Source organism: Pseudoalteromonas sp. HF66 (genome assembly GCF_011806445.1).
Classification (GTDB): domain Bacteria; phylum Pseudomonadota; class Gammaproteobacteria; order Enterobacterales; family Alteromonadaceae; genus Pseudoalteromonas; species Pseudoalteromonas apostichopi.
In genome coordinates this window covers 19946-37954 of the sequence record NZ_JAATOU010000014.1, presented here as the reverse complement: position 1 = coordinate 37954, position 18009 = coordinate 19946, and the positions used below count along the sequence as shown (strand labels likewise).

Annotated in this window: 13 protein-coding genes; 12 read left to right on the top strand and 1 reads right to left on the bottom strand. The window is 42.3% G+C overall.

From position 1 onward, the window contains the following. The first annotated feature begins 87 nt into the window (after positions 1-87). The 3 genes from HCZ11_RS14005 (at position 88) to HCZ11_RS13995 (ending at position 4164) form a co-directional block, all read left to right on the top strand. Entirely contained in the window at positions 88-1455 is a 1368-nt protein-coding gene (locus HCZ11_RS14005; RefSeq protein ID WP_130049780.1) for an MFS transporter, read from the top strand. Positions 1456-1475: 20 nt separating this feature from the next. Then, on the top strand, positions 1476-2183 hold the full coding sequence (gene ssb / locus HCZ11_RS14000) for a single-stranded DNA-binding protein (protein ID WP_167658714.1): 708 nt from the start codon (positions 1476-1478) through the stop codon (positions 2181-2183). Positions 2184-2436: 253 nt separating this feature from the next. Then, on the top strand, positions 2437-4164 hold the full coding sequence (locus HCZ11_RS13995) for an EAL domain-containing protein (RefSeq protein ID WP_130049779.1): 1728 nt from the start codon (positions 2437-2439) through the stop codon (positions 4162-4164). Here HCZ11_RS13995 and HCZ11_RS13990 read toward each other — a convergent pair. Continuing rightward, positions 4161-5060, bottom strand: a complete 900-nt coding sequence (locus tag HCZ11_RS13990) for a 1-aminocyclopropane-1-carboxylate deaminase/D-cysteine desulfhydrase (RefSeq protein WP_233786783.1) — start codon at positions 5058-5060, stop codon at positions 4161-4163. The two genes, HCZ11_RS13995 and HCZ11_RS13990, sit on opposite strands and share 4 nt — an antisense overlap. Positions 5061-5296: 236 nt before the next feature. Between HCZ11_RS13990 and HCZ11_RS13985 the strand changes: the two genes are divergently transcribed. The 9 genes from HCZ11_RS13985 to tldD all read left to right on the top strand — a co-directional run bounded on the left by HCZ11_RS13985 (position 5297) and on the right by tldD (position 17971). Then, complete coding sequence (locus HCZ11_RS13985; protein ID WP_167658713.1) at positions 5297-7324, top strand: formylglycine-generating enzyme family protein; 2028 nt, start codon at positions 5297-5299, stop codon at positions 7322-7324. A gap of 133 nt (positions 7325-7457) precedes the next feature. Then, on the top strand, positions 7458-8501 hold the full coding sequence (locus HCZ11_RS13980) for a rod shape-determining protein (protein ID WP_054552787.1): 1044 nt from the start codon (positions 7458-7460) through the stop codon (positions 8499-8501). Then, positions 8501-9343, top strand: coding sequence for a rod shape-determining protein MreC (gene mreC / locus HCZ11_RS13975; protein WP_130049775.1), 843 nt, complete (start codon positions 8501-8503; stop codon positions 9341-9343). The genes HCZ11_RS13980 and mreC overlap by 1 nt, the downstream gene beginning before the upstream one ends. Beyond that, positions 9336-9815: a rod shape-determining protein MreD gene (gene mreD / locus HCZ11_RS13970; RefSeq protein WP_054552785.1), complete on the top strand. Its 480-nt coding sequence runs from the start codon at positions 9336-9338 to the stop codon at positions 9813-9815. The genes mreC and mreD overlap by 8 nt, the downstream gene beginning before the upstream one ends. Next, positions 9815-10384, top strand: coding sequence for a nucleoside triphosphate pyrophosphatase (locus HCZ11_RS13965; protein ID WP_167658712.1), 570 nt, complete (start codon positions 9815-9817; stop codon positions 10382-10384). The genes mreD and HCZ11_RS13965 overlap by 1 nt, the downstream gene beginning before the upstream one ends. A 1-nt stretch (position 10385) precedes the next feature. Continuing rightward, entirely contained in the window at positions 10386-11858 is a 1473-nt protein-coding gene (gene rng, locus HCZ11_RS13960) for a ribonuclease G (RefSeq protein ID WP_130049773.1), read from the top strand. Continuing rightward, the gene (locus HCZ11_RS13955; RefSeq protein ID WP_167658711.1) at positions 11858-15715 is read left to right on the top strand and encodes a YhdP family protein; all 3858 of its coding nucleotides are present in this window, start codon (positions 11858-11860) and stop codon (positions 15713-15715) included. Before rng ends, HCZ11_RS13955 begins: the two co-directional genes overlap by 1 nt. Then, positions 15705-16535 (top strand): carbon-nitrogen hydrolase family protein, encoded by an 831-nt coding sequence (locus HCZ11_RS13950; RefSeq protein WP_130049771.1) that lies wholly within the window; start codon positions 15705-15707, stop codon positions 16533-16535. Before HCZ11_RS13955 ends, HCZ11_RS13950 begins: the two co-directional genes overlap by 11 nt. Next, complete coding sequence (gene tldD / locus HCZ11_RS13945) at positions 16532-17971, top strand: metalloprotease TldD (RefSeq protein WP_167658710.1); 1440 nt, start codon at positions 16532-16534, stop codon at positions 17969-17971. Before HCZ11_RS13950 ends, tldD begins: the two co-directional genes overlap by 4 nt. Positions 17972-18009 lie beyond the last annotated feature (38 nt).

The window sequence follows — 18009 nt, the reverse complement described above, 5'->3', positions numbered from 1 at the left end:
AAATCATCACTTACAGGTGATTATTTAGTTTTCGCTTGTGGTAGAATCCACGCTCAAATTTTAAATAGACAGCAAGATCAGTAATTCATGACAGCATCTTCACTCAACTCTCGAGAAAAACGCGCTGCCGTTTCGTTGGCGAGCGTATTTGCATTCCGTATGCTTGGCCTATTTATGCTGATGCCAGTATTGGCGATTTATGGTCAGCAGTTGGAAGGGTTTTCACCGCTTTGGATTGGCTTTGCTATTGGTGCTTATGGTTTAACACAAGCTGTTTTGCAAATCCCAATGGGTTGGTTGTCAGATAAAATTGGCCGTAAAAAAGTCATTATAGGTGGCCTTTGTGTGTTTGCTCTTGGCTCTGTGATAGCGGCAACGGCTGAGTCTGTGCAAATGGTTACGCTAGGGCGCGCACTACAGGGGATGGGGGCAATTGCCAGTGCGTTATTAGCGCTTGCTTCTGATTTAAGCCGTGATGAACAACGCCCGAAAGTGATGGCTGTAATCGGTATGTGTATCGGTATGAGCTTTGCAGTCGCCATGTTACTTGGGCCAATTGTCGCTGCATCTTGGGGAGTCGCTGGGGTATTTTGGCTTACTGCTGGACTTGCCATTTTAGGTATTTTAATCGTGTTATTTTTAGTGCCAAATGCTGTTAGTAAGGCACCAAGAGGTGATACGCTAGCGACAGTTGATGACATTAAACAACTCATTAAACACCCACAATTAGCGCGCCTTGATTTCGGTGTAATGCTACTTCACCTTACATTAACTACCGTATTTGTAGCCTTACCAGGGCAGCTTATAAAAGATGGTTTAATTGCAGATCACCATTGGTACTTATATATCCCTGTGCTGTTTTTAGCGTTTTTCTTGATGGCACCGATGATGATTGTGGCGATTCGTAAAGAAAAAGAAAAACAAGCCTTTATTGGCTCAATCGCGCTACTTGTTTTAAGTATGTTAGCGATGTCGTTATGGGTTGATTCGGTGATTGGCATTGGCATTTGTATGCTGGTTTATTTTATTGCTTTTAACTTTTTAGAGGCAACCATGCCTGCACTTGTGTCGCGTATTGCCCCTGCAAACCAGAAAGGTTCTGCGATGGGGGTATTTTCATCTACGCAGTTTTTTGGTGCCTTTTTAGGTGGTTTATTAGGAGGTTACGTTGCTCAAGCATTAAGTGCGCAAGCAGTGTTTGCGGCGGCGGCACTTGTTGGGGTAATATGGCTTATCCTTGCTTGGAATATGCAAGTCCCACCAAGAAGTAAAATAATTAGCTTAATGACTGAATTAAGTTCAGAGCAGCAGGCACAAGCGCTTGCTTCTCGTCTTGTTGCTTTACCGGGCGTAATTGAAGCAACGGTCGTCTGTGATGAAAATCGCAGCTATTTAAAGATTAATGATAAAGAATTTGACCTAGACCAAGCACGCAAAGTGGCTGGTTTAATCTAACGTTTTATAGGAGAAGTTCCATGGCACGCGGTGTGAACAAAGTTATCTTGGTTGGTAATTTAGGCCAAGATCCAGAAGTACGTTATATGCCTAATGGCAATGGCGTAGCGAATATCAGCATTGCTACGACAGATAGCTGGAAAGATAAAAACACAGGGCAAATGCAAGAGCGTACTGAATGGCACCGTGTCGTGTTATTTGGCAAACTAGCAGAAGTTGCTGGTGAGTATCTTCGCAAAGGTTCACAAGTGTACATTGAAGGTCGTTTACAAACCCGTAAATGGACTGATCAATCAGGCCAAGAAAAATACACCACAGAAATCGTGGTAGACATGGGCGGTCAAATGCAAATGTTAGGCGGCCGTGGTGAGCAACAAGGTGGTGGCTATCAAGGTGGTCAATCACAAGGCGGTTACCAAGGTGGTCAGCAACAAGGTGGCGGATACGGCGGTGGTGCTCAGCAATCACAAAGCAATAATAGTTATGCTCCACAGCAACAGTCTGCGCCAGCACAGCAGCAACAGCGTCCGCAACAGCAATCTGCACCACAACAACAATCTGCACCACAACAACAAAGCAATAACCAATATGGTGGCGGTTATGGTCAGCAGCAAAGCAGCGCACCTCAACAAGGTGGTTTTGCTCCTAAGCCTCAAAATGCACCACAAGGTGGCGCATCAAATCCAATGGAACCACCAATCGACTTTGATGACGATATCCCGTTCTAAATGACCAGACACCGTTAAGTGTTTGCAATATTTTAAACCCAGCCTAGTAGCTGGGTTTTTTATTTGCATAACACTCCGTATCACTACTCTTTAATTGAGTCGTGTTGGTTACAAAATAATTCTCATTAACTATTATTGCTAGGTGTTTAAAATTACAAAACTTTTGACAGCGCTGGTTATAGGATTTTTCTGATCTTGCTTTAAATCGCCCTGCAGCCTTGTATTTATAGGGTTCTTGGACAACACTTTGTATATGTTTAAGCAACTAACCTGTGAAATGAAACGAGATTTAACTTCACAATTCAAGCAACCGGTGGTCATCTATATGATGGCCGCGTTTTTGCTATTGGTTGTTTTTAATATTTTCTTAAGTGATGTGCTGCACGACAAAGTGCATCGCACAGGGACTGAGCTTGCCAAACAGGTTTATGAGTTAAATCTCGACCCAGTTGCCTCGCAAGATATTATTGCTTCATTAGCTAAGAGCCAAGGCTTTGCTGTGAGTGTCAGTGACGTACCCTCTAACTTTGCAAATTTTATTAACCTTGAACAAGAGGTGTTTAGCTATAAAACGGTTAATCTACGTCTTTTTCATTGGCCTTCTTGGCTGGTCGAAAGCCACTTATTTATTTTCTTAAATTTAATCTTGCTTGGAGCAGGGTATTGGGGGTTTCGCTGGTGGAAAAAAATGTTCAAGCAATTGGCTGTCGTAGATAAACCAATAATTAATCCAACTAAGAAGCCGAGTATTCAGTCGGCGACAAAAAAAATAGCATCGCCAAAACCTTTAGGCCATCAAGATTTGAATATTTTGTATGGTGTACCCACAAATTATAATCACTTGTTTGCGTTGTTTTTTTGGAAGAACCCATTTCCTGCCAACCTCGACGTTGATAATTACTTTAAATTAGTAATAGCTAAAGGGTTTGGTGAGCTTGTAAATCGTTCTGTTAAATTGTTGCCATCTGGTGGTATTGCCGTGACCTTAAATAGTGTACCTGCTACTGAAGTCGACAAATACACTAAGCGATTACATCAAGTTATATATCAAGCTTGCTTAAACTACCGAAGTGACTTGTCTCGCTCTGATATTAAAATTGGCGTATGTAATTACCGTACAGGCGCCGATCAGGCCGTTGTATATCAGCTTACGAAATCGGCATTAGCATTGGCGAAACAAAGTGCTTGGCAGCATATTCACCGCTTGCCTTTTGGTCATACACAGTCAAGTATTTTGGCTGATAGCAAAGAGCACCTTTTTGAATATATAAAGAAAAAGCATTTTATGTTGTTTTTTCAGCCGTTGTTTGACTTACAAACAGGTGACATTTTGCAGCACGAGGCATTGATCCGCATACGCCATAAAAACTTAGGTTTGTTGGCTGCGCGGCACTTTATTCCGCACATGAGCAGTAAAAAAGATGTCTTGCTGTTGGATAAAACAGTGGTTTCGCAAGTGAAGAAAATGCTGGTGAACGAAACTGGCACATTAATAGTAAGCATCAATTTGCATGCAATGAATTGGTTTAATGATGAGTTTTGGGTTTGGTTTAAACAGCAAATGGATGATTTTAATTGTACAGATAAATTGCAATTTGAACTCAGTGAAGATGATTATTTAAAACAACATAAAAAGCTTAGTGCACAATTTGAATGTTTAGAAACACTGTCGGCAGGTATTGTTATCGATAATGTTCGCAGTGCAGAGCATCTAGCAACTTATAAAAAAAATATCAAAAGTGTACGCAGTATTAAGCTGGCGTTTGAGCTTATTCACAATATTGATACTAATACTCAGCAACAAAAAACGGTTAAACAAATAATTACTAAAGGCACAGAATTAAACTTTCCAGTGTATGCGGTTGGGGTAGAAACTCAAAACGAACTCGCTACCTTGAAAAACCTAGGTGTAGTAGCTGCACAAGGTTTTTACTTTGCAGAGCCATTGCAAAGGCTGGCTGATATTACGCCTCATAGTTAGTCTATTAGCCTTCGATATTTAAGGCCATCTAAACCTTGCAGCCCACCAGTATGGACAGCAATAATGCGCGTTCCTTCACTAAAATAACCTTGTTCAATTAGTTGCCAAACGGCATAAAGCATTTTACCGCTATAAATAGGTTCAAGTGGGATTGCGTGTTGCTTAGTAAACGTTTGACAAAACTGCCACAAAGTATCGCTAAACTTTCCGTAGCCACCATCATGGAAATCGCAAAGCAGCTGCCAGTTTTGCTGTAGCATTGCTTTATTGCTGAGCTGCTTTATTTCCTCAATTAAATAGTGAGCTTGCTTTAACACTGCCACACCTAATAACTGAGTATGCTCTGGCATACCTTCAATTAAGCCCGCTAATGTGCCACCACTACCTGTTGGACAAACAAGCACATCACAACTTGGTAAGCTCTGTGCTAATTCTTTGCAGCCTAAAAGCGCTGCTGCGTTGGTGCCACCCTCGGGTAATATGTACGCATTAGGAAACTGCTTTTGTAATTTTGCCAAATAAGTTTGATCGTGCCTTGAACGGTAAGTAATACGATTAACAGGGTGCAAGCTCATTCCACATTGTTTAGCGTAATTTAGTGTTGGGTTTGCTTCATCTAATTCGGGGCCGCGGATAATACCATGGGTTTTAAAACCAAATAGTTTGCCTGCAGTGGCCGTAGCATGGATATGATTTGAAAACGCACCACCAAAAGTGAGTAACTCAGATTTCCTCTGTTGTTTCATAGCATCTAAGTTAAATTTTAACTTACGCCATTTATTGCCACTAATTTGTGGGTGAATAAGATCATCACGCTTGATACTTAGGTGAATTTTACGTGCAGTTAGTAATGGGTGATTAACAGTTTGTATTGGTGATTCAAAGAAAGTGTACACGGTATCATTCAGTAAAAAAACACATCCAATTGTAGCAAAGTTGTCTTACAGATAGAAATTAGTCAATTAAACCAAAATGATTTTGTTATTTACTGGCATCAACTAAGGTAATAGATGTAAACTCAGATAATAATTGAACAAAGCTTGTGTTTTGCTTTGCAAGTACATAGCATAAGAGTTTAATTATAAAAAAATAATAATGACCAAATAATTGCCGCTTTTTGGGAATGGAATATATGCGAATTGCTCCTTTATCTCTGTTAATTTCAGTTAGTTTGCTAGCAACTAGTGCATTTGCACAAGATACTGCTACGGTAACTGGCATTGAATCAGAGATCAGTAAAAAACAAGCCGAATACGATAACTCGACCCTAATCCTCGAAAAACACCTAAAAGAAGAAAGTCAGTTACAAAAACAACTCGAATTATTGCGCGCCCGCTCAACTGAGCTAGACAAAGAAAAGAATCAAGCGCTAGATGCAATGAACGAGATGTACCGCCGACTAATTGATGACCCAACCCTTGATATCAGCAATGCGCAGTCGCGCTATCAAAAAGCGGTTGTTGATCACAAACAAAACAAAGATGATATTTCGATGCAATTGGCGGCAATTGCTTCACATAGAAAAGACATTGAGCAAATTCGTGTATCAAAACATACACAGTTAAACACCTTAGAAAGTTTAAAAGAGCAGTTAGCAACGGCACGTGTTGAGCGTTTACGTAACGAATTCACTCGTGAAGGCACATTAGAGGTTAATCACACAATTAACTGTAAGCGCACTGAAACACTTGCTGCATGTGAACAGCGCGGCCAGCAAATGGGCTTACAAAAAGCCACTAAACGTTTTGTAGACCAAATTTTTGCTAACTTAACTGAAGAGCGTTTAGTTGAACCAAAACGCAACCTTGCTGGTGCACAAGTTAAGATTTTAAGTAGCCATGTAGTGAATAGCGCTTTTAGTGGGCAAGGTAACTACAACGTTAACTTAAGCGTGACGATGCGCGGTGATGTAAATAGTAGCCGTTTATGTAGCTTACTTAATTTAGACAACCGTTTTTGTGCAGACTATGGCACACCTTTAGCTGGAAACTTTCAGCCAAGCTACGGGACCACATATTCAGATAGTCAGTTAACATTCAGTGATCCTCAGGATAATGGGCAGGTGGTATCGGTTTCACGTATGAGTGAACAACCTGTAAGCGATTACTCTGTAAAAAAGCCAATAAAGGTTGAACCATTACCTGATCTAAAAAAATCTAAAATGGTTGAGTTAACACTGCGTTCAAATGTTTATGATGACGAAGTGTTTATTGATGGTGTGAGCTATGGCGCAACTAGGTTAACGACATCATTACCAAAAGGTTTCCATGATATTGAAATTCGCAAACGAGGCTACAAAAGCTATAAAGCGCGAATTGATCTGCGTAAAGCGCAAACAATTAATGCAAATCTAGTGAAAGTACCAGAACCAGTTGTTGCTGAGGTTACTACAGCACCAACTCAACCAGTAATAGCTCCCGTGGCAAGTATTGTTAATAAAACCAGCTCTGCCAGCATTGTGGTTATACCCGCTGGTAAATTTAAGATGGGTGATATTAACGGCAACGGTTTAGCGAATGAACGTCCAGTGGTAGAAAAAACCATTGCTAATTCATTTGCAATGCAAAGCAAAGAAGTAAGCGTTGGCGAGTATGAGCAATTCGTTGCGAATACGGGCTACAAAACAGAAGCAGAAAAAGATCGCGGCTGTGCGTATTACTTAAATGGTGAACCTGTGTGGGAAGCAACCCTAAACTGGCGTAACCCAGGCTTTGATCAAGAAAGTGATTTTCCGGCGGTTTGTTTAACTTACAATGATGCCAAAGCGTATGCAGATTGGTTATCGGGTCAAACAGGCCAGTTATTTCGTTTACCCAATGAGGTTGAGTGGGAGTACGCTGCACGCGCAGGTAAAGAAACTGAATACCCTTGGGGTAACGAAATTGGAAAGAATCTAGCGAACTGTGGCTGGTGTGGTAGCGAATGGTCAAATAAGAGCGCTGCACCAACAGGATCGTTTTCTCCTAACGCATTTGGCCTATACGATACAGTAGGTAATGTGTGGGAATGGACAAACAAAAAGTCAGGACAGTCTGATGTGGCTGTTCGAGGCGGTGCATGGAATTTTGCCCCTAGCCTAGCACGCGTATCAACGCGCTTAATCTTAGCGCCAGATTTCCGTGCAAACTATATCGGTTTCCGTTTAGTACGCGAACGATAGGAATTTGAAAAGGAAGCAATGGATGCTTCCTTTTTTAGCAATTTAAATAAAGCAGTTGCGCTTTCTCATGATTAGCATGATAGAGTGAGAGCAGCTAGTATAAGAATGAATTTTTCAAAGGTCATCCAGCCTCATGTTTAAAAAACTCCGTGGTATTTTTTCAAACGATCTATCGATCGACTTGGGTACAGCCAATACCCTAATTTATGTAAAAGAAGAAGGTATCGTATTAAACGAGCCTTCAGTTGTTGCTATTCGTCAAGAGCGTGCTGGTGGCCCTAAGAGCGTGGCATCTGTAGGTACTGAAGCTAAGCAAATGTTAGGTCGTACTCCGGGTAACATTAAAGCGATTCGTCCAATGAAAGACGGCGTTATTGCTGACTTCTATGTGACAGAAAAAATGCTTCAACACTTTATTAAACAAGTGCATAACAACAACTTTATGCGTCCAAGCCCGCGTGTACTTATTTGTGTGCCTTGTGGTGCAACTCAAGTTGAAAAACGTGCTATTCGTGAATCAGCAATGGGTGCTGGTGCACGTGAAGTTTATTTAATTGAAGAGCCAATGGCTGCGGCGATTGGTGCAGGTTTGCCTGTATCTGAAGCAACGGGTTCGATGGTTGTTGATATCGGTGGTGGTACAACTGAGGTTGCCATTATTTCACTAAATGGTGTGGTTTACTCTTCATCTGTACGCATCGGTGGTGACAAGTTTGATGAAGCGATTATCAACTATGTACGCCGTAACTTTGGTAGTTTAATTGGTGAAGCAACGGCTGAAAACATTAAACACCAAATTGGTTCGGCCTTCAAAACTGATGAGCCAATTGAAATTGAAGTACGTGGTCGTAACCTCGCTGAAGGTGTACCGCGCTCATTCACACTGAACTCACACGAAATCTTAGAAGCATTACAAGAGCCATTAATGGGTATTGTAAGTGCAGTGATGGTTGCGCTTGAGCAATCTCCGCCAGAGCTTGCGTCTGATATCTCTGCACATGGTATGGTATTAACAGGTGGTGGTGCATTATTAAAAGACTTAGATCGTTTATTAATGGAAGAAACCGGTATTCCAGTTGTGGTTGCTGATGACCCATTAACCTGTGTTGCTCGTGGCGGCGGTAAGGCACTAGAAATGATTGATATGCACGGTGGTGACGTATTTAGTTACGACTAATGAAGTTACTGTTTGGTCGTACCATCTCTTTGCAACTGCGACTTTTTGTCGCAGTGCTTTTGAGTGTCGTGTTGATCGTGGGCGATCGCTACACTCAAGGTGGTACAACAATCCGCACTAGTTTAAATACCCTGGTTAGCCCACTTATTTATCTTGCCAATTTACCCTATGAGTTATTTAGTATTGGCGCGAAGAATCTGCACACCCGCGAACAGCTATTAACTGAAAACGAAGCGTTAAAAAAGAAGCAGTTACTACAAAGCGAGCAACTACAACAATTGCAATTTTTATCTCGTGAAAACGATAAGTTACGAGCGTTATTGGGTTCATCCGCTAAGCAATCAAATCGTAAAATCATTGCACAAGTACTCTCTGTTCACTCTAATCCGTATAGCCATCAGGTGGTTATTAACCGTGGTACAACTGATGGTCTAAGTGAAGGTCAAGCCGTCATTGACGAAATGGGGGTTGTGGGGCAAATCACTCAAGTGGGCTCGACTACTTCTCGAGTACTACTGATGACAGATACAACCCATGCCACACCAGTGCGTATTCTACGTAACGATGTGCGAACCGTGGTTGAAGGGATTGGCAAAATTAACGTAGTAAAGCTTTCGCACGTTCCGCATAGCCTTGATGTTCGCATTGGCGATATTCTGGTTACCTCAGGTCTGGGGGGCACGTTCCCAGAGGGGTATCCGGTTGCAGTGGTGACCGAAATTAACCGCGATGAAGGGCGTCCGTTTGCACAAGTTTATGCTGAACCCATTGCACAACTCGATCGTATTCGCTTATTGGTTGTGCTGTGGCGTAATCAGCAGGAGAGCATGAGCAATGAATAGTCGTCACTCTTTGCTGATTGCTATCAGTATTTTCTTTGCATTGGTTATGGCGTTAATGCCGTTACCGATTTCGTTTGAGCCCTATCGTCCAGATTGGGTGTTAATGGTATTAATGTATTGGTCATTAGCGGTGCCACACCGTTTAAATATTGGCACAGCTTGGGTGGTTGGTTTATTGATGGACCTTGCATCAGGATCGCCATTAGGTGTGAACTCACTGACTTATTCGGTGTGTATATTTATCACTGCTAGTAACTTCCAAAAAATTAGAAACTTTTCTTTATGGCAGCAAAGTATATTAATTGCTTTGTTTTTAACGCTTTATCACCTCATGCAGTTTTGGCTTAACCACTTTTTAATGGGCGTTTACTTTAGCCCCCATTATATGTGGCCAGTGCTAACCGGCATGCTTTGTTGGTGGTGGATTTTCTTAATTTTGCGTAAATATCGCCGTCATTTCAGGATTAGATAATGCAAACCGCAATTTATTTGGCGTCTGCATCACCGCGCCGAAAAGAGTTGCTCAGCCAACTTGGCGTTGAGTTTTCTCAATTTAGCGTTGATGCAGATGAAAGCCAGTTCCCAAACGAAGCCCCTCGTGACTATGTAGAGCGTCTTGCCAGACTCAAGGCACAATCAGGCGTAGCTATGGGTTACATTGACCGTCCAGTACTTGGCAGCGATACCGTAGTTGTAATTGATGATACCGCACTCGGTAAACCGCTAGACCAAGCAGATTTTACTACCACGATGAAGCGTTTATCTGGCCGTACCCATCAAGTGATGACGGCTGTGGCAATTGCTGATAGTGAGCAAGTAAAAAGCTGTCTTGTTGTGACTGATGTCACATTTAAAGTGCTCAGCGATGCTGAAATTGATGCCTATTGGCATAGTGGTGAGCCACAAGATAAAGCTGGTGGTTATGGCATACAAGGCTTAGGTGGGCGCTTTGTTAGTCATCTTTCGGGTAGCTATTTTGCAGTTGTCGGCTTACCTTTATATGAGACAGAGCAGTTATTAAACGAATTTTTAAGAGGGTAACATGAGCACTGAATTACTGATCAACGTTACACCGAGCGAAAGTCGCGTTGCGCTTATCGAAAATGGCGTACTGCAAGAGATTCAACTAGAGCGAATTGGCAACCTAGGTATTGTCGGTAACATTTACCTAGGTAAAATCAGCCGTGTTTTACCAGGCATGCAAGCTGCGTTTGTGGATATTGGCTTAGAGAAAGCTGCCTTTTTACATGCATCGGACATTGTAAACAGTGCCTCGATTGTGGAAGGCGTTGATGAGCAGCCAATAAAGAAAGTACAAGATATTCGTGAGCTTGTGCGCCAAGGTCAATATATCATGGTGCAAGTGGTTAAAGACCCTCTTGGAACCAAAGGTGCACGCTTAACAACTGATATCACCATTCCTTCACGTTACTTAGTGTTCATGCCAGATGCAACTCATGTTGGTGTGAGCCAGCGCATTGAAACTGAAGAAGAACGTTTACGCTTAAAGAAAATTGTTGCTGAATATGGCGATGATGATGGCAGCTTTATTGTTCGTACCGCAGCAGAAGGTGCGTCGGAAGCTGAGCTACGTCATGATGCTGAGTTCTTAAAAAAACTGTGGCAAAAAATTGTTACTAAGCGTAAAAAAATCAGTAAAGAAAGCATCTTGCATGAAGACTTAACACTCGCTTTTCGAACTTTACGTGACTACGTAGGTGAAGACATGGAGCGTATTCGTGTTGACTCAAAGCTCACTTATCAGGAGCTTAAAGAGTTTACAGAAGAGTTTGTGCCTATCTTATCGGGAGCACTTGAATATTATCCTGGTGAGCGGCCTATTTTCGATTTATTCGATGTTGAAACCGAGATTCAAAAAGCACTCCACCGTAAAGTTGAGCTTAAATCGGGCGGTTATTTAATTATTGACCAAACCGAAGCGATGACAACCGTTGATGTAAATACTGGTGCGTTTGTTGGTCATCGTAATTTAGAAGAAACCATTTTTAATACTAATATCGAAGCGACCTCTGCGATTGCACGTCAACTGCGGTTACGCAACTTAGGTGGCATCATTATCATCGACTTTATCGATATGGTCAGTGATGAGCACAAGCGCCGAGTATTGCACTCGCTTGAGTCAGCTCTTGCAAAAGATCGTGCAAAAGCCAACATAAATGGTCTATCTGCACTAGGCTTAGTAGAGATGACCCGCAAGCGTACCCGCGAAAGCTTAGAGCATATCCTTTGTGATGTGTGTCCTGCGTGTTCCGGTCGTGGTTCACAAAAAACGGTAGAAACAGTTTGCTACGAAATTTTACGTGAAATCGTTAGGGTAAACCGTGCTTATGCGGCTGATAAGTTCATGGTTTATGCCGCTCCTTCGGTAAGTGAAGCGCTGATCAACGATGAGTATCACAATCTTGCAGAGCTGGAACTATTTATCGGTAAGCAAGTCAGTATTCAAACAGAGAGTTTATACAACCAAGAACAGTTTGATGTGGTAATGATGTAATGAAGGCAAAAACGGTCTGCTTTTATTGTTTACGTAAGTTATGGCAAGTATTTGCTATCACTCTCGTACTGCTGGCCGTTATTGTCTCTGTTGTGAAGTATTCACTCCCTTATGCGAATGACTATAAAGATGATATTGAAGCGTTTTTGTATGAACGTTTTGATGTTAATTTAGCGATTGGTTCTATCTCGGCTAGTTGGCAGGGCAAAGGTCCTGCCTTAGTCATTGAAGACATTTCGTTTGAAGATAACCAAACCTCACCCATCGCACTAACCATTGATAAAGCCAGCCTTGAAGTAAACTTATGGGAGTCGGTGAAAAGCCGTCAGCTTAAATCGAGCTACTTTGTGATCAATGGCTTTCATGCTGATGTTGATTTACCCACTATGCTTGATTTGGGTAATAACCAGCAAGCAGGCAACTTTGAGCAAAAAGAACTGATTGAAGGCTTATTCCTTGGTGAAACAGGCCACTTTGCAGTGCAAGACAGTAGCCTTAACCTTACCCTCAGTGATGGCAAAGAGCGTAAGCTGATCCTTGAAAACATTGTTTGGCAAAATACCCCAGAGCAGCATCAAGGCTCGGGAACATTAGCGTTACCGGGGATTTCTGTTGGTAGCTTTGACGCCCGTATGGCACTTAATGGCTCAACCCTCGAAAGCATGGCTGGTGATATTTATGTCCAAGCAGCGAACGTCGATGTGTCTAAGTGGTTGGCGCAATATATTAATACTGACAAACAGCAGCTTAATTCAGACATCAACTTAAAGACGTGGTTTAGCCTTGAGAAAGGCCTGATCAGCGATGTAAAAGTGCAGTGGCTACCTAGCTTTATCAACTGGCAGCAAAACCAAGAAGCACATCAAATTAGCTTAAGTGAAGGTGGCTTTCATTTATTTCCAAAGCAAAATGGCTGGCGCTTAAAAAGCACCGGACTCACGTTTGAAAGTGACATAAAAGAATGGCCGACCTTACAATTTGAAGCTCAACTTGGCGATAAAAGCCAAATCTGGCTTAAACAATTTGATTTTGCATTACTCGCCAAGTTATCGCAGTTAAGTAACTTTGAGGTGCTAGCACCATTTTTAGCACGCCAACCCAATGGTCAATTAAGTGATGCCTATTTAGAATTAGGTCAGCAAGATAAGTGGCAGTTCTGGTTTCAAGGTGATCAAATTAATTGGCTATCGCTGCAAGGTATTCCTGGTGGGCAAGCTATTCGTGTTGATGGCTTAATTAATCAATCAGCTGGTCGAATTCAGTTATATGGCGAGAATAATCAACTGCTCACGAACGGCAGCTTTAGCCAAGATATTGCTTATAACCAATTAAATGTTGAGCTAGACCTTCATCGTTACGACGATGGCTGGCGTATTAGTAGCGATAATATCTGGCTTGATAACGACGAAGTTACCCTTGCAGCTGAGATGATGCTTAGTCTTACTGATGAGCCGCGTTTAGATTTATATGCTGAAGCCTATGCCCCTGATGCCAACGTAGCTGGGCATTATTTCCCATTACCTGTGATGAGCGAAAAGTTGGTTAATTACCTCAATGGGGCAATTAAGGGCGGTGAAGTAAACAAAGCTCAAGTGTTGTTTTCTGGGCCATTTAAAGGTTTTCCATTCAAACAGCAGCAAGGTCAATTTGAAGTTTTAGCGAATGTTGAGAGTGCCAAATATAAATTCTCACCGAGCTGGCCTACAGTTGAAAATGCTAACGTCATTTTACATTTTGAAAATGAGCGCATGGATATCTATAGCAAGTCAGGCAAGCTAGTTAATTTATCTCTCGGAGAGAGTGTGCACGTCAGTATTGCAGATTTAATGAATGCAGAGATACTAAAAGTTGCTATAAACAAGCGCGCCCATGGCAATAAGCTTAATCCTTTCTTTACTGAGACTCCGCTTGCAAAGCCTTTAGCAAGTGTCTTTGAAGTCGTGCAACCTCAAGGTGAAGCAACCGCCGAGATTGAGCTGTTAGTTAATTTACGTTCTGGTCATGTTGATGCGATTGGTGAAGTTGAACTTGCAAATATTCCGGTTTACCTTGCACAACCGGGGATCACACTTAATAACATGACTGGTATCGTTAAGTTTAATAACGATAAAATCGACCTAAAAAATGCTAAAGCAAACTGGATGGGGATGCCACTCACTGCGAGTTATAACAGCGAAAGCGTGGCTGATAACTACCTCGCAGAAATTGATATAAAACTGGCGCTTGAAGCTGAGCCTTTAATTGAACAAGCCCATGGTTTGCTTGCAGGTTACTTAAGCGGTCAAAGCGATGTTGATATTAATGTTTCACTTAATTTTTTACCGAATGATTTCAATTATCGTGCAGATGTGAGTGGCGACTTAATCGGTGTGACTAGCCAGTTGCCGGCACCTTATAACAAGAGTTCAGAGCAAAGTTGGCCATTAACCGCGGTGGTACAAGGCGACCGCATCTCAAATCTGATTACTGCTAATATCGATGAGCAGCTTTTCTTTAATGCGATTTTAGATAATGGTAAACAGAAATTTAGTAATGCCCATTTAATTTTAGGCGCACAAGATTTAGGTCTTAATCGTGAAGGTTTTGCTGTATCTATCGATTTGCCAGAAACTAAAATAGTGCCTTGGTTTGGCTTAATTGATCAAATTATTGCGCTCACCAAAGTGAAGTCTGACGCGCCAAGTGTGATGCCTGCATTCAATAACGTAACGGGTAAATTTAATAAGCTGGCATTACATAATATCGACTTTAATGATTTTGAATTTCGCTTAGCACCAAAACAATCAGACTTAGAGTTAAGGTTAAATGCTAAAGAATTACGTGCCGACGCACTTATTCCAACCGGTGAAACGCGCAGACCAATTCAAATTTTTACTGACTATCTGCGTATTAACTTCAACGAAGTAGCAGAGCAAGCAGATCAAGTTTCTGAACCTGAAGATTTAAGATGGTTAACTCGTGTTCCAGCAATCGAGTTTAACTGCGAAGATTGTAAAGTGGCAGAATATCAACTCGATAAAATTAAAAGCAGCTTAGTAGGAGAGCAAGGTAAACTCTTGTTCACTGAGCTTGTTATTGACAAAGGCGATCATGTATTGCGTGGTAAGGGGCAATTTGCTGATGGTCAAACACGCTTTACTGGTAACTTACAAAGTGACGATATCGGTGAGTTATTTGATGAATTTGATATCACAACAACAGTAAAAGATTCTGATGCCGATATTAAGTTTGATCTTGCATGGCAAGGCGCACCTTATAACTTTGACGTACCCAGTTTAGCGGGTGAGCTAGATTGGCGTTTAGGTGAAGGTCACCTTACAGAAATTAGTGATGGTGGTGCGCGGGTATTCTCATTACTGAGTTTAGATTCGTTAGTGCGTAAGCTGAAACTCGATTTTAGAGATGTATTCTCTAAAGGCTTTTTCTATAACAGCATGCAAGGCACGATGCAGCTAGAAAAGGGCATTGCTTACACTCAAGATACCAAGCTTGATGGTGTACCTGCCGATTTAACGATTAAAGGCCACACTAACTTAAACACCTTTGAAATTGACTACGACCTGGCTGTTGCACCGCAGGTAACCTCAAGTATTCCTGTTATTGTGGCATGGATGGTCAACCCCGTAAGTGGTCTTGCAGCGCTGGCAATCGATAAAGTAATTCACTCGGCACGAGTGATCTCTGAGATCAACTTTAAAGTAACAGGGAGTATGAATGATCCTGTAGTGAAAGAGCTTGATCGTAAGAGTCGTGAAGTGACGTTACCGCAAGCTGCGCAAAGTCAGCCACAGTCGTCGACGCAATTAAAATTAAAAGATGCCGCATCTTCAGCGAGTTTAGGTAACAATGAAGACTAATCATCAACCACAGGTTGTCGCAGTACAAATGTGCTCAAGCATGAATGCTGAGCAAAACCTCGCTTTTCTAGCAGATACACTGACCAAGTTACCTGCTACTCGGCCATTGCTTGTGTGTTTACCTGAAAGTTTTTTGATTTTTAGTAAGCACAGCCAAGCAAGCTATGAATTAGGTCTACAGAGTGAGGTTTATAAAGCGAAACTTGCCGATTTATGTAAGCAGCATGATATCTGGTTAGCTGCTGGTACCCTCCCTGTTTCGCAGCAAAATGGTAAGTATTTAGCTGCCTCGTTTTTATTTAATAACCAGGGTGATGTGGTTGCACAGTACAATAAAATTCACTTATTTGATGTAGATGTTGCCGACACGACGCGCAGTTACCGAGAGTCTGATGCGACGCAGGCGGGCGAGGATATTGTGGTGGTTGATTCGCCATTTGGTAAAATTGGCCTAGCAGTATGTTATGATCTACGTTTTAGTGGCTTATTCACCGCGATGCAGCGCCAAGGGGCTGACCTCATTTTAGTGCCAAGTGCCTTTACTACAGTCACCGGCGCTGCTCATTGGCATATTTTATTAGCTGCGCGCGCAATCGAAACACAATGTTATGTGGTTGCCGCAGCACAGTGGGGCGAGCACGAGAATGGCCGTCACACTTATGGCCACAGCATTATTATTTCACCATGGGGAGAAACGCTCAGTGAGCTTGCCTCTGGTACTGGGTTTATCAGCCATTGGCTTGATTTAAACCGCTTGAATACAATTCGCCAAGACATGCCTATGCAGTCTCAGCAACGATTTAGAGAGCATTTATTATGAACACGGTTGAACAGCATTTATTACATGACAGCCAACTAACGAGAGAAGAATTAGAAAAAACGCTCGCTTTTATTCATCAACACCAAGTTGATTATGCCGACCTGTATTTTCAATCTAGTCACCACGAATCTTGGGTGCTTGAAGATGGCTTAGTGAAAGAAGGTTCTTACAACGTTGAACGCGGTGTGGGTGTGCGTGCTGTTAGTGGTGAAAAAACCGGTTTTTCATACTCAGATGCGATTAATCTTGAAGCGTTAAATAAAGCCGCAACCGCAGCGCGTAGTATTGCCAATGCAGGCGAAAACAAAACGATTCAGGTATTCAGTGATGTTGCTGCTAAAGAGCAGTATGCGCCGCATCAACCTATTCAAAGCATGAGCAATGATGACAAAGTAAGTCTGCTACGTGAGCTTGAAAGCTATATTCGTCAATTAGCACCTGATGCTGAGCAAGTGATCAGTTCAATGTCGGCGGTTTATGAAGAAGTGTTAATTGCTGCAAGTGATGGCACCTTTGCAACCGATATTCGCCCGCTTATTCGTTTAAATTGTTCAGTGTTACTTGAGAAAAATGGTCGTCGTGAGCGCGGTGGTGCAGGGGGCGGTGCTCGTTTAGATTATGGTTATTTTAAAGAGTTAGTCGATGGCAAACCGCGTTGGATGGAATACGCGGAAGAAGCTGTTCGCCAAGCGAAAGTAAACCTAGAAGCAATCGATGCACCTGCAGGTAGCATGGAAGTAGTACTAGGTGCAGGTTGGCCGGGCGTGTTACTACACGAAGCGGTAGGTCATGGCCTAGAAGGTGACTTTAACCGTAAAGGCGCATCAGCTTTTAGCGGTAAGGTAGGTCAAAAGGTTGCATCTGAGCTGTGTACAGTCGTGGATGATGGCACCATTACTGATCGCCGAGGCTCATTGAACGTAGATGACGAAGGCACTCCTGCTGCGTATAACGTGCTTATTGAAAACGGTATTCTAAAAGGCTACATGCAAGATAAGCTAAATGCGCGTTTGATGGGGGTTAACCCTACCGGTAATGCGCGCCGTGAATCGTACGCTCATTTACCTATGCCACGTATGACCAACACTTATATGTTAGGTGGAGAGCACAGCCAAGCCGATATTATCAGCTCGGTGAAAAAGGGTATCTTCGCGCCTAATTTTGGTGGCGGCCAAGTGGATATCACGTCAGGTAAATTTGTATTTAGCGCCTCTGAAGCCTACTTAATTGAAAACGGTAAAATCACGCAACCTATCAAAGGTGCCACACTAATTGGTAATGGCCCAGAAGTGATGCAGCAGATCTCAATGGTAGGGAACGATCTAGCACTTGATAAAGGCGTTGGCGTGTGCGGTAAAGATGGCCAAAGCGTACCTGTTGGGGTAGGTCAACCAAGCCTTAAAATTGATAACTTAACGGTGGGTGGTACGGCTTAATATTCCCACATTATAGTTATAATGAACGCGAGGGTAAT

Bases quoted from the DNA above. Each gene is read 5' to 3' on its own strand.
- HCZ11_RS13955 (WP_167658711.1), top strand. From the start codon at position 11,858: ATGAAGGCAAAAACGGTCTGCTTTTATTGTTTACGTAAGTTATGGCAA.
- HCZ11_RS13980 (WP_054552787.1), top strand. From the start codon at position 7,458: ATGTTTAAAAAACTCCGTGGTATTTTTTCAAACGATCTATCGATCGAC.
- HCZ11_RS13965 (WP_167658712.1), top strand. From the start codon at position 9,815: ATGCAAACCGCAATTTATTTGGCGTCTGCATCACCGCGCCGAAAAGAG.
- ssb (WP_167658714.1), top strand. From the start codon at position 1,476: ATGGCACGCGGTGTGAACAAAGTTATCTTGGTTGGTAATTTAGGCCAA.
- mreC (WP_130049775.1), top strand. From the start codon at position 8,501: ATGAAGTTACTGTTTGGTCGTACCATCTCTTTGCAACTGCGACTTTTT.
- mreD (WP_054552785.1), top strand. From the start codon at position 9,336: ATGAATAGTCGTCACTCTTTGCTGATTGCTATCAGTATTTTCTTTGCA.
- HCZ11_RS13950 (WP_130049771.1), top strand. From the start codon at position 15,705: ATGAAGACTAATCATCAACCACAGGTTGTCGCAGTACAAATGTGCTCA.
- tldD (WP_167658710.1), top strand. From the start codon at position 16,532: ATGAACACGGTTGAACAGCATTTATTACATGACAGCCAACTAACGAGA.
- HCZ11_RS13985 (WP_167658713.1), top strand. From the start codon at position 5,297: ATGCGAATTGCTCCTTTATCTCTGTTAATTTCAGTTAGTTTGCTAGCA.
- HCZ11_RS13995 (WP_130049779.1), top strand. From the start codon at position 2,437: ATGTTTAAGCAACTAACCTGTGAAATGAAACGAGATTTAACTTCACAA.
- HCZ11_RS14005 (WP_130049780.1), top strand. From the start codon at position 88: ATGACAGCATCTTCACTCAACTCTCGAGAAAAACGCGCTGCCGTTTCG.
- rng (WP_130049773.1), top strand. From the start codon at position 10,386: ATGAGCACTGAATTACTGATCAACGTTACACCGAGCGAAAGTCGCGTT.